4 protein-coding genes are annotated in these 13,343 nt (G+C 70.6%); 3 read left to right on the top strand and 1 reads right to left on the bottom strand.

The genetic code is table 11. From position 1 onward, the window contains the following. Window positions 1-7 precede the first annotated feature (7 nt). Window positions 8-610 (bottom strand): acyltransferase, encoded by a 603-nt coding sequence (locus ACF09K_RS05960; RefSeq protein ID WP_392241274.1) that lies wholly within the window; start codon window positions 608-610, stop codon window positions 8-10. A gap of 241 nt (window positions 611-851) precedes the next feature. Between ACF09K_RS05960 and ACF09K_RS05955 the strand changes: the two genes are divergently transcribed. The 3 genes from ACF09K_RS05955 to ACF09K_RS05945 all read left to right on the top strand — a co-directional run bounded on the left by ACF09K_RS05955 (window position 852) and on the right by ACF09K_RS05945 (window position 13,340). Next, window positions 852-2,387, top strand: a complete 1,536-nt coding sequence (locus ACF09K_RS05955) for an FG-GAP repeat domain-containing protein (protein ID WP_392241273.1) — start codon at window positions 852-854, stop codon at window positions 2,385-2,387. A 249-nt stretch (window positions 2,388-2,636) separates the two neighbouring features. Then, window positions 2,637-6,305, top strand: coding sequence for a LamG domain-containing protein (locus ACF09K_RS05950; RefSeq protein WP_392241272.1), 3,669 nt, complete (start codon window positions 2,637-2,639; stop codon window positions 6,303-6,305). Window positions 6,306-6,452: 147 nt separating this feature from the next. Next, window positions 6,453-13,340: a polymorphic toxin-type HINT domain-containing protein gene (locus ACF09K_RS05945; protein WP_392241271.1), complete on the top strand. Its 6,888-nt coding sequence runs from the start codon at window positions 6,453-6,455 to the stop codon at window positions 13,338-13,340. Window positions 13,341-13,343: the final 3 nt, after the last annotated feature.

Here is a 13,343-nt window from a genome sequence, read left to right as displayed (position 1 = left end):
GCTCGGCTCACTCCGACTCGGTGAGCGTCCCCTCGGCCGTTTCCCGGTACAGGCGGCCGGACTTCGGGCACTCCCACACGCCGTCCCGGTCCTCGCGCGGGACCAGCCGGACGCCCTCGTGGCCGACCCAGCCGATCCGGCGGGCGGGGACGCCGACGACCAGGGCGAAGTCGGGGACGTCCTTGGTGACGACGGCACCGGCCGCGACCATGGCCCAGCGGCCGATCTCGAGGGGGGCGACGCACACCGACCGGGCGCCGATGGAGGCGCCGTCGGCGATCTTCACGCCGACGGCCTCCCAATCGCCGCCGCGCTTCTGCTTGCCCTCGGGGTCCACGGAACGGGGGTTGTGGTCGTTGGTGAGGACCACGGCGGGGCCGATGAAGACACCGTCGCCCAGCTCGGCCGGTTCGTACACCAGCGCGTAGTTCTGGAGCTTGCAGTTGTCGCCCATGCGCACGCCCGTGCCGACGTAGGCGCCGCGGCCGATGACGCAGCCCTCGCCGAGGCGGGCGCCCTCGCGGACCTGTGCCAGGTCCCAGACGCTGCTGCCGGCGCCGATCTCGGCGGTGTCGTCGACCTGAGCGCTGGGCTGGACCCTGTAGTTCACTTCGATGCCTTCCGGTGTCTGACTTCCGGGCGAGCATACGGGGAGCGGCCCGTCCCCCGCAGAGACGGTCGGCCGAGGGCCCCGGACCTGCGGGAAGCCGTGGAGCCGGTGTGCGCTTCCTGTGATTCTTGTCATGTTCTGGTGAACAATTGGCCTCTTGCATATGCGCGTCACGCGCAGCGATGATCCGGTGACGTTTCTTTAGGATCTCTTTATCTGCGGGGGCAGAGCTGTGTTAACCGTGGGCAGAACATGGCGGCACAGCGCTGCCGCAGTGGTGGCCGGGACCCTGCTGGCCTGGGGGCTCGGCACCGGAGGCACGCCCGCCGCGGCCGCGGTCGCGTGCCCCTCGGGGGTCGAGTCCGACTTCAACGGGGACGGCGTCCGGGACACCGCGATCGCCGACCCGGAGGCGACCGTCGACGGCGTGCGCCAGGCGGGCGAGATCCACGTCGTCTACGGCGGCGGAAAGGGCAGCCTGACCCTCTCGCAGGCGCTGGACGCCGTTCCGGGCGGACCCGAGACGGGCGACCGCTACGGCTACTCGCTGGCCGTCTACGACGCCGACCTCGACGGCTGCAGCGACCTGGTGGTCGGCGCCCCCTACGAGGACGTCGGCACCGTTCCCGACGCCGGATGGGTGCACCTGATCTACGGCTCCACGGCGGGACTCAACGCCGGCGGCAAGGCCGTGAAGGAGTTCGTGCAGGGCACCGACAAGCCGCTCGGCGGCGGTGCCGAGGCCGAGGACTGGGTCGGTTACGCGGTCGCCGCCGGAAAGACCTCGGCCGGCCAGCCGTACCTGCTGATCGGTTCTCCGGGCGAGTCCATCGGCACGATCGAGGACGCCGGCGGCTTCTACTACGTCGGCGGCACCGCGCAGACGGTCACCCTCACCCACCAGGACACCGAGACCGGCGGTGCCGTGGCCGGCGTCGCGGAGCAGGACGACCGCTTCGGCTCCTCCCTCGCCGCGACCCCCACCCACTTCGCGGTCGGCACCCCCGGCGAGGCGATCGGCACCACGGCGTTCGCCGGCGGCGTGGCCTACTTCAACCACACCCTCACCTCCGGCTACCCGAAGCCGCTCGGCGGGCTCGCCCAGGACCAGGACGTGATCAGCGGCGCCGAGGAGGCCGGCGACCAGTTCGGCGACGCGATCGCCATGGTCCCGTACCGGGCCTCCGGCGCCACGTCCACCACCGAGTCGCTGCTCGCGGTCGGCGTCCCGGGCGAGGACCTGTCGACCACCGTGGACGCGGGCGCCGTCCAGGTGTTCAAGCTCGCGGCCAACGGCACGTTCACCCAGACCGCCTGGATCGACCAGAACACCGCCGACGTGGACCAGGAGTCCGAGGCCGGCGACTTCTTCGGCAAGCGGCTCGCCGCCGTCAACACCTCGCCCAACGCCACCTCCACGGCCACCACCACCCGCCTCGCCGTCGGCGTGCCGGGGGAGGAGTCGTCCGAGGAGCACATGGAGAAGGGCGGCGTCCAGATCGTCCCCCTGGTCGGCGCGCCCGGCGCCTCCGACCAGTGGATCGATCCCGGCTACGGCATCCCGGGCGTCCCCGCCCCGCGCCAGCTCGCCGGCCTCTCGCTGGCCGCCACCCCCTCGCTGCTCTACGTCGGCATGCCCTACGGACCCGCCGAGGCCCGCGCGGTCCACGGCTTCCCGTGGAACGTGGCCTCCGGCGGCGCGCCGACGGTGACGATCAGGCCCGGCGAGGGCGGACTGCCCGCGACCGGCGTGGCGTTCGGGACGACCGTCCGCTGACGGCGTCCGCGCGGCGGCCGGTCCGGAACCGGCCGGCCGCCGCGCCACCACCCCACCCCGACGAGCAGCGCGCACGGCCTCCCGCGTGAACGGGCCGGTGCGCGGGCCCCCGGGCACGGCGAGGGCGGCACCCCCCTCTCATGACGACGCTCCGGCGACGGCCCGCGGACAGCGGGCCCGGAGCGCCGGACCCGTGCCCGCGGCCCCCCGACTTCCCAGACAGACATGAACCGACGGGAGAGTGGACGCGTGTCCGCAGCAAGACCCAGACCGATACGGCGCGGCCTCGTGCTGCGCGCCGCCGTCGCGGCGGCCGTCACCGGCACCGTGGTGGCCGGCGCCGCGGTGCTCCCCGGCGCCGGCGGACCGGACCGGGGCCCCGCCCCCGTCTCGGCCGACCAGCCGCTGGTCACCGAGCAGCAGGCCATGGCCTCCGCGAAGGACAGCGGCAAACGGGCCGAGGTCGTCGGACTGCGCACCGAGCGCAGGGAGATCTTCGCCGAGCCCGACGGCACCTTCACCGCCCGCGAGTACACCGAGCCCGTCCGCACCGTCCAGGGCGGCAAGTGGGTCCCCGTCGACCCGACGCTCGTCCGGCGCGCCGACGGCGACTGGGGCCCGAAGGCCGCCACCGTCGACCTGGCCTTCTCCGCCGGACAGGCGGGCGAGCCCTTCGTCACGATGCGCCGCGCCGGCCGCGAGTTCGCCCTGACCTGGCCGTACGGCAAGCTGCCCGCGCCCCGCGTCGACGGCGACACCGCCACCTACGCCGAGGTGCTGCCCGGCGTCGACCTGACCGTGCGGGCGGAGTCGGACGGCTTCGGCCACCTGATCGTCGTCAAGACGCCCGAGGCCGCGGCCGACGCCCGGCTGGCCCGGCTCGACCTCGGCATGACCACCGACGGCCTGAAGGTCGCGGAGGACGCCGACGGCGCCGTCCTCGCGAAGGACGCCGTCGTCGGCGGCACCGTCTTCCAGGCCGGCAAGCCGGCCATGTGGGACTCGGCGGCCGTCAAGGAGACCGCTGCCAGGAAGCAGGGGCCCAAGGCGGTCGCCAGGGCGCTGAAGTCGGCGGCGGCGGGCGCGGAGGCGACCGCTTCGGCAGCCTCCACCGCTCCTGCGACTCCCCCCGCCGCCCCCGGACCGCAGGCCGCCCCCGAGCCCGCCCTCGAAGGCCCCGGCGGCGGCGGCCGCGTGGCCCCGCTGGGCGTCGAGGTCGGCAAGGACAAGCTGAGCCTGGTCCCCGACCAGAAGCTCCTCAAGGGCGCGGACACCGTCTTCCCCGTGGTCATCGACCCGATCCAGCGCACCACCTCGCGCACCTCCTGGACCGGCGTCATGTCCGGGATGCCCGGTGAGCAGGACTGGAAGTACTCGGGCAGCGCGGGCGTCGGGAAGTGCCCCACCGACTACAACCCGGTCTCCTGCAACGGGGTCGGCACCCGGCGCGTCATGTTCACGATGCCGCTGTCCTACTACAAGGGGAAGCAGATCCTGGGCGCGACCTTCTCCGCCCGCGTCGAGCACATCTACAGCGCCTCCCCGACCGCCGAACCCATCCAGCTCTACCGGATCGGCGGCGCCAACTACAGCCTCACCTCGTCCAGCAGCTGGTCCAACACCTCGGACGACTGGGACGACTACCTCCAGACCGTCGACAAGGCGATCTCCCCGACCTCCTGCTCCAGCCAGGCCAACCTGCACTTCGAGAGCGGCGCGACCGGCGAGCTGACCAGCGAGGTCAAGACGGCCGCCGCGGGCGGCTGGAACGCGATGACGCTGGGCCTGCGCGCGGCCGACGAGTCCCGCTTCGCGGAGTGGAAGCGGATCTGCGGCAACGCCTACCTGTCGATCAAGTACAACAACCTGCCCCGGCAGATCAAGATCTCGGACATGTCCTCGGACCCGGGCGGGGTGTGCAAGTGGGGCACGGGCCGTCCCACCACCGACGTGCCGCCCAAGCTCCAGGCCATCGCCAGCGACCCGGACCACGGCAACGGCCAGACCGACAAGGTGAAGGTCCAGTTCAAGGTGGAGTGGGGCGGGACCACCCCCGGCTCCTACACGTACACCACCCCGGACTGGCTCTCCCCGACGACCAGCACCAAGTTCGTGCACACCGTCAAGTCGACGATCCCGCAGAACACCACCGTCTACTGGAGCGCGCGCGCCTACGACGGTGACGGCTACGGCCCGTGGAGCTCGGAGGGCGACACCCCGCAGCGCTGCGAGTTCACCTACGACAAGACCTGGCCCGGCAAGCCGCTCGTGCTGTCCAAGCAGTACCCGTCCGACACCGTCTACCACGACGGCGTGGGCACCTACGGCACCTTCACCTTCTCGCCGAACCCGAACGACTCCATCCCGGACAACGACGTCGTCAAGTACCAGTACTCCTTCAACGGCGCGGCGATGACCACCCTCACCCCGGCCTCGCCGGGCGGCGCGGTCTCCCTCCAGTGGATGCCGACCCGTTCCGGACGCCAGGTGCTGGAGGTGGTCGCCATCGACAAGGCGGCGCACGCCAGCAGCACGCCGTACGACTTCCTGGTGAGCGAGGGCAAGCCGGTCGTCGCCCAGTGGAACCTCGCCGACCAGGCCGGTGACACCGAGGCGCACGACGAGAGCGGCGAGTTCTCGGCGACCGCCGGCACCGCCGTCGCCTTCGGCGCGGACGGCCCCGGCGGCAAGGTCGACAAGGCGGCCCGCTTCGACGGCGGCGCCGAGTCCTACCTCGACGCCGGCGAGACGGTGCTGGACACCGCCAAGAGCTTCAGCGTCAGCGCCTGGGTGCGGCCCACCGCCCTGGACAGGGACATGACGGTCGTCAGCCAGGACGGCACCGGCGAGCCCGGCTTCACCCTCGGCTACGACGCCACCGCGAAGACCTGGAAGTTCTCCGTCCCGGTCAACGACGTGGACTCGCTCGGCGAGTGGAAGGCCGTCTCCACCGGCCTCACCGTGGTCAAGGACCAGTGGGTCCTGCTCACCGGCGTGTACGACGCGCAGAAGAGCGGCGGCCCGCAGCTCCAGCTCTACGTCAACAAGGACCTGAAGGCATCGGCCGGCCGGCGCTCCGCCTGGAAGTCGTACGGCCCGCTGCAGATCGGCCGCTCGACGGCCAAGAGCGGCTACCGCGACCACTTCACCGGTGACCTCGCCGAGATCCGCGTCTTCGACCGCGTCCTGCCGGCGGCCCAGGTCGCCGAGCTGATGACGATCATGCCGGTGCGCAAGGGCTACTGGCAGCTGGACCAGGCCGTCAACGGCTCGGTGGCCGAGACCGGCGGCGGCCAGGCGCTGACCCTCGCGGGCAACGCCTCCGTCTACCGCCCGGCCGACCCGCTGTTCGACACCGCCGCCCTCGTCGGCGACGGCAACCTCGTCCTGGACGGCGACGGCGACTACGCGTCCACCGCCACCGCCCCGGTCACCGGCAACAGCAGCTTCACCGTGACCGCCCGTGCCCAGCTCACCTCGCTGGACCCGGAGAAGTCGCAGACGGTGCTGTCCCTGCCGGGCGCCAACGCCAACCGCGTCCAGGTCCGCTACCAGGCGGCGACCGGCCAGTGGGAGCTGGCCGTGGCGAAGACGGACGTGGCCGCCCCCTCGGTCGTCACCTTCACCGACGACCAGGAACTCCCCGACACCGGCGGCTCCGGCCAGCACCTGGCGGTCGTCTACGACGCCTTCGCCAACGCGATCCGCCTGTACGTCGAGGGCCAGCTCGTCGCCGGTGCCCACGGCACGGACAACACGCTGTGGTCCGCCACCGGCGGTCTCCAGGTGGGCCGTTCGCTGCGCGGGGCGAGCGAGTACTTCGCCGGCGCGATCGACGAGGTGCGGGTCTACAGCGGCGCGGCCGACCCGGTCGCGGTGCAGCAGATGGCCGCGCTGACGGCCGTGACCGACATGTGACGGCTCGTCACCGCTGAGGTGTGCCGGGCCCCCCGAGGCCCGGCACACCTGTCCGGCACACCTTTTTCCCTCCTCCCGTTCCCCCTCCTTTTCCTACGATCAGGAAGTTGGCAGATGTTCTTCCGTGGCCGCTCACTGAGCCGCCGCATGCCCAGACGGACGCTGGTCGCGACAGTGATGGGACTCTCCCTCGCGCTGTCCGCGTCGTCGGTCCAGGCAGCGGCGCTCGACGACGGCGACCGGGGCCGCACCAGCCGCCCCGGCGTCCAGGACGACGGCGATCCCGCCGAGGGATCCGACGCCAAAGCGAAGAAGCGTCCCTCCGACCCGGCGCGCAAGGCCGCGGTCAAGGGCCTCGACAAGGCGGTGTGGCCGAAGCAGGGCGGCGCCGAGATGGCCGTCGGCGCGGCCGCCGCGACCGAGGCCGGCGGCCTGCCGGTCAAGGTCGGCACGGCGAAGGCGAAGGCCAAGGCGGCGCAGGCCGCCGGCAAGGTCCGCGTCGACGTCCTCGACCCGAAGCGGGCCGGGCAGCTCGGCGCGGGTGTCCTCCTGGGCGTCGAGCGCGCCGACGGCGAGGAGGAGGCCGCCAAGGTCCGCCTGACCGTCGACTACTCGGAGTTCGCCGAGGGCTTCGGCGGCTCCTACGCCTCCCGCCTCCAGCTCGTGCAGCTCCCCTCCTGCGCCGCGGTCGCCGTGCCCGGCAGCAAGGAGTGCCCGGAGCAGCCCAAGGTGCTCCCCACGGTCAACGACATCAAGTCGGGCACCGTCTCCGCCGACGTGACCGCGGCTCCGGCTCCGGCCGAGGGCGTGTCCACGATGGCCGGTACCGCGACCTCCCTCGTGGCCGTCGCGGCCGGCCCGTCCAGCGCCCAGGGCACCTACAAGGCCACGGCCCTCGCGCCGTCGTCGAGCTGGAGCGTCTCCACCTCCTCCGGCGCCTTCAGCTGGAACTACCCCTTCCGTTCGGTCCCGACGCCGGGCGGCCTGACGCCCACCGTCGGCCTCGGCTACTCGTCGCAGTCGGCGGACGGCCGCACCTCGGCCACCAACAACCAGGGCTCCTGGATCGGCGAGGGCTTCTCCTACGACCCCGGCTACATCGAGCGCCGCTACAAGCCGTGCGCCGACGACGGCCACGACAACTCCGCCGAGCAGTGCTGGGCGTTCGAGAACGCCACGGTCATGCTCAACGGCTCCGCCGGCGAGCTGGTCAAGGACGACACCACCGGCAAGTGGCACATGTCGTCCGACGACGGCAGCAAGGTCGAGAAGCTGACCGGCGCCACCAACGGCGACAACGACGGCGAGTACTGGCGCATCACCACCTCGGACGGCACCGAGTACTACTTCGGCCAGAACCGCCTGCCGGGCTGGGCCACGGGCAACGAGGAGACCAACTCCACCTGGACCGTGCCGGTCTTCGGCGACGACTCCGGCGAGCCCTGCTACAACGCCACCTTCACCAGCGCCCACTGCCAGCAGGCCTGGCGCTGGAGCCTGGACTACGTCAAGGACACCCACGGCAACGTGATGTCCTACTTCTACGACCGCGAGACCAACTACTACGCGCTCAACGGCAAGACGGACGTCAACGGCACCGCGTACCACCGCGGCGGCTACCTCAAGCGCATCGACTACGGCCAGCGCGACGGCCAGGTCTACGCGGCCAAGGCCCCGGCCCGGATCGTCTTCAACACCGCCGAACGCTGCCTGCCCACCGCCGACTTCGACTGCGCGGAGAGCAAGCGGACCAAGGCGAACGCGGCCCACTGGCCCGACGTGCCCGTCGACCAGGAGTGCAAGGCGAGCACGAAGTGCACCTCGCCGGTCCAGACCTTCTTCACCACCAAGCGGCTGGCCTCGGTCGTCACCCAGATGCGCAAGGACGCCACGACCTACCAGGACGTGGACGCCTGGACGCTGACGCACCTGTTCACCGACAACGGCGACGACTCCAAGACGCTGTGGCTGTCGAAGATCGAGCACGAGGGCCGCGCCGGTACGGCGATCAAGCTGCCGTCGGTGGACCTGTTCGGCGAGCAGCTCGCCAACCGCGTCGACGCGATCGGCGACAACATCGCGCCGTTCCACCGCTTCCGGCTCTCCATGGTCCTCAGCGAGACCGGCGCCCAGCTCGACGTGAACTACGCGCCGGCCGACTGCACCAAGGCCACGCTGCCCACGCCGGGCGAGTCCACCAAGCGCTGCTACCCCGTGAAGTGGGCCCCGCCGGGTTACGTCGACCCGATCACCGACTGGTTCCACAAGTACGTCGTCTCCGCGGTCATCGAGACCGACCGCACCGGCGGCAGCGACGGCATGGTCACCCGCTACGACTACCAGGGCGACGCGGCCTGGCGGAAGGCGAAGCCGGACGGCATCACCGACGCCAAGTACCTCACCTGGGGCGGCTGGCAGGGCTACGGCAAGGTCAAGGTCACCTCCGGCACCGCCGACGTGCAGAAGACCCGCGTCGACTACACGTTCCTGCAGGGCATGGACGGCGACAAGGACGCCTCCGGCAACGCCCGTTCGGTGACCGTGAAGGACTCCACGGGCGCGTCGTACACCGACGAGGAGGAGTTCACCGGCCACCAGCTGGAGGTCGCCACCTACGACGGCGCCAAGCTGATCTCCAAGTCGATCCAGACCCCGTGGAAGCACTACACGGCCACTCAGGCGCAGAGCTGGGGCACCACCCGCGCGGTGATCGTGCGCTCCCAGACCGGCCGCGGCTTCAACCTCCAGTCCGACGGCACCTGGCTGGAGACGAAGTCCACCACGACGTACGACACGTCCAACGGCACCGGCCGGGTGCTGGCGGTCGACGACCAGGGCGACGTCTCCACCGCCAAGGACGACACCTGCACCCGCACCACCTACGCGGACAACACGGCGGAGAACATCCTGTCGCTGCCCGCGCGCAGCGAGTCCGTCTCCGTGAAGTGCGCGACCACCCCCGACCGCAAGTCCCAGGTCCTGGCCGACGAACGCACCTCGTACGACAACCTCGCGTTCGGCGCGGCGCCCACCAAGGGTGACGCCACCAAGACCGAGCGCATGACCTCGCACAACGGCACCACGGCGACGTACCAGGTCACCGGCGTCACCACCTACGACGCCTTCGGCCGCCCGCTGTCCCAGAAGGACGCCAAGCAGATCGGGACGACGGACGAGACGAAGACCGTCTACTCCGAGACCAACGGCCTGCTGGCCAAGACCACCGTCACCAACGCGCTCGGCCACGCCACCATCACCGACTACGCACCCGCCTGGGGCATGTCGAAGGGCCAGACGGACCCGAACGGCAAGCGCACGGAGCTCGCCTACGACGCACTGGGCCGCCTGACCTCGGTCTGGCTCCCGGACCGTGCGACCACGCAGACGCCGAGCATCAAGTACTCGTACAACGTCCGCAAGGACAAGGTCACCTCGATCAAGACCGAGAAGATCGAGAACGACGGTTCCTACGGGGCCGAGTACCAGCTCTACGACAGCATGCTCCGAGCCCGGCAGATGCAGACCGAGGGCCCCGACGGCACCCGCATGGTCGCGGACACGTGGTACGACGGCACGGGCAAGCTCAAGAAGAGCAACGAGACGTACAACGCCGCCGGAGCGGCGTCCGACGAACTGCTCCTGGTCAGCAACGGTCAGGTCGGTGCCCAGAGCCTTCTGGAGTACGACGGTCTCGGCCGTGCGACGGCCCAGATCTTCGCCGTGTCGGGCGCGGAGCAGTGGCGCACGAAGACGACCTACGACGGCGAACTGACCCACGTCGACCCGCCGGCGGGTGGCGTCCCGACGACCACGGTCACCGACGGCCAGGGCAACGTGTCGGAGATCCGCCACTACCAGGGCGCGTCACCGGGCGTGGGGGTGCCGTACGACTCGACGAAGTACACCTACATCGCCCTCGGCAAGATCGACACGGTCACGGACGCCAAGGGCAACGTGTGGCGTTACGAATACGACGCTCTCGGCCGCAAGACCCGGTCGATCGACCCCGACGCCGGCACCTCACGCACCGAGTTCGACGAACTCGACAGGCCGATCGCCTCGTGGGACGCCCGTGAGAAGAAGACGTCGATCGTCTACGACAAACTGGGCCGGGTCACTTCGAAGTGGCAGGGCGATCCCAACTCCGGCACCAAGCTGACGGAGACGAGGTTCGACAAGGCGGGCTGGCTGGGTCAGGCCTACGCCGTCCTGAACTACGTCTCTCCCACGGAGTACTTCGCCACGGCGATCCAGTCCATGGACGAGTTCTACCGTCCGCTGAAGACCGCCTACCAGATCCCCGCCTCGCAGGGCTCCCTCGCGGGCACGCACGTCTTCACCAGCACGTACAACCGTGACGGCACCGTCCAGAGCACGGGCCTGCCCGCCGTCGGCGATCTGCCGGCGGAAGTGCTGACCTACACGTACGACGGCCTTCAGCGGCCCATGACGCTGACGGGCTCCACGTCGTACGTCACGAACACCGTGTACTCCGGCAAGAGCCTCGTGCAGCAGCTGGAACTGTCCACGGGCAGCGGCAAGAAGGTCTGGCAGACCTACAACTACGAGAAGGGCACCGACCGCCTCACCCGCTCGGTCACCGACGTCTACGGCGCGACCGCACCGGTCAAGGATTCGCGGTACTCGTACGACCAGGCGGGCAACGTCCTGTCGATAGCCGACACGGCGGACTCCGCCGCGCCGGACACGCAGTGCTTCGCCTACGACGGCCGCCAGCGGCTCAAGGACGCCTGGACCCCGGCGGCCACCGCGACGAGCGCGGCCGGATCGGGTACCCGGGGCTCCACCACGCCGGTGGACGGCACCGGCCCGTCGGCCTGCGACTCCGCCGCCGGTTCCGGCACGCTGGGCGGTCCCGCCCCGTACTGGAAGTCGTACGAGACCGACGCCATCGGCAACCGGGTCTCCGAGGTCAACCACGACACCGGCCTCGACGCGGCGAAGAACACGACCCGCACCTACGAGTACGGCGGCGCGGGAGCCGCGGGTGACGGCCCGCACCAGATCACGAAGATCACCGAGAAGACGCCGACCGGCGATCGGCAGTCGACGTACGAGTACGACGACTCCGGCAACACCACCAAGCGCGTCATCGGGGGCAACGCCCAGTCGCTGCTCTGGGACGACCAGGGCAAGCTCAGCGAGGTCACCGAGGCCAGCGGCGCGAAGACGACGTACCTGTACGACGGCTCGGGCAACCGGCTCGTCCGCAAGGACCCCACCGGCACGACCGTCTACCTGCCCGGAACCGAACTGAAGCTCTCGGCCGACGGCACCAAGACGGAGGCGACGCGTTACTACGACTACGCCGGTCAGACGATCGCCGTGCGGACCGCCGGAAAGACGGCGTTCCTCGCCTCCGACCACCACGGCACGGGCGAGGTGGCCGTCGACGCGGCCACCGGTGCGATCAGCCGGCGCCGTTTCGACCCCTTCGGTGTCGAGCGCGGCGCGAAGACCGGCGTCTGGCCGGGGGAGAAGGGCTATGTCGGCGGCACCCTCGACGCCTCCACCGGCCTGACCCACCTGGGGGCGCGCGAGTACGACGCGGTGATCGGCAAGTTCATCTCGGTCGACCCGATCATCGACTACACCCAGCCGCAGCAGATCAACGGCTACGCGTACGCCAACAACTCCCCGGTCACGCACGCCGACCCCAGCGGCATGATCATCCCGGAGTGCCGGGAAGGCCTGATCGAGTGCCGCGGTGGCGTGCCGTACTTCCCGAAGACGGAGACCGAGAAGGCCCAGTCGGACGTCGACCAGGCCTCCAGGAACGTCTCCCAGGCCGAAGGGCAGCAGGCCGCCGCCAAGCAGCGCATCAAGTCGGCGGGCAAGGCCCTGGTCAAGATCGCGCGCGACATCCTCGGTGTCGACGCGGCTCTGGACTGCATCTCCAGCGGTGACGTCGGAGCCTGCGGCGAGACCCTGCTCAACATCGCCGGCAGCTTCGCGGGCGGCCTCGCAGGCAAGATCCTCGCCAAGTACGGCGCCCCGTGGAACTGGGCCAAGGGCATCAAGCTCGCCAAACGCGTCACCGGTCTCGTCGGTGACCTCATCGGCGGGGCCAAGAGCCTGTGGAACGCGAACAAGGCCGTCGGCAAGGCACGGGGGGCGCTCGCCAAGGCGGCGGACAAGCTGGCCGACGCCAGGAAGAAGGCGGCCGCGGCCCTGAAGAAGGGCAAGTCCTGCAAGGTCTCGCACAGCTTCCTGCCGGGAACCAAGGTGCTCATGGCCGGAGGCGTCACCAAGCCGATCCAGAAGGTGAAGCTCGGTGACAAGGTGGTCGCCACCGACCCGGACACCCATGAGACCGCGGTCCGTGAAGTCGTCGGCACGATCGTCACGCAGGACGACAAGCACTTCGTCGACCTCACCGTGCGTGCGGAGGGCGGCAAGGCCGAGAAGCTGGTGTCGACCACGACCCACCCCTTCTGGGTGGAGTCGCAGAAGAAGTGGGTGAAGGCCGGCGACCTCCGTCCCGGCCTGCGGCTGACGACGCCGACGGGCGACACCGTCGAACTCGTCTCGGTCCGTGCCTGGCACAGGATGCAGCAGACCCACGACCTCACGGTCGCGGACATCCACACGTTCTACGTCCACGCGGGCGCGACCCCGCTGCTCGTCCACAACTGCGGCGACGCCGACGACTTCGTCGAGCCCGAGGAGCTGTTCCGTGCTCCCGCCAAGGGCAACAAGGCGTCCGAGGCGAAGGGTCCCGACCCCGCCAACCACCCGGACACCCCCGAAGGCGGCGAGGGCACGGCCTACGTCGGCGAGAGCTCCAAGGTGGCGCAGAAATACGCCGACCAGGGCACGCACGAGGACGGCTACCACGTCTTCACCATGAGGAAGGGCTGGACCGAGGCGTTCCCGCCCGAGAAGTACCGGCGGACGCACGACAACAAACCCGGTGAATGGCAGTGGCTCATCCCGCAGAAGGAGATCGAACGGTTCAATACCTACATCGAGGACGTGCGCTGGGTGAACTACTACCAGGGCTACACGTGGTGACGG

Origin of the sequence: Streptomyces sp. NPDC014882, from assembly GCF_043081325.1 — a bacterium.
Classification (GTDB): Bacteria; Actinomycetota; Actinomycetes; order Streptomycetales; family Streptomycetaceae; genus Streptomyces.
The sequence above is the reverse complement of the archived record's forward strand: the minus strand, read 5'-3'. Positions and strand labels throughout refer to the sequence as shown.

Excerpts from the sequence above, each read along its gene's own strand:
- ACF09K_RS05945 (WP_392241271.1), top strand. The coding sequence starts at position 6,453 with ATGCCCAGACGGACGCTGGTCGCGACAGTGATGGGACTCTCCCTCGCG.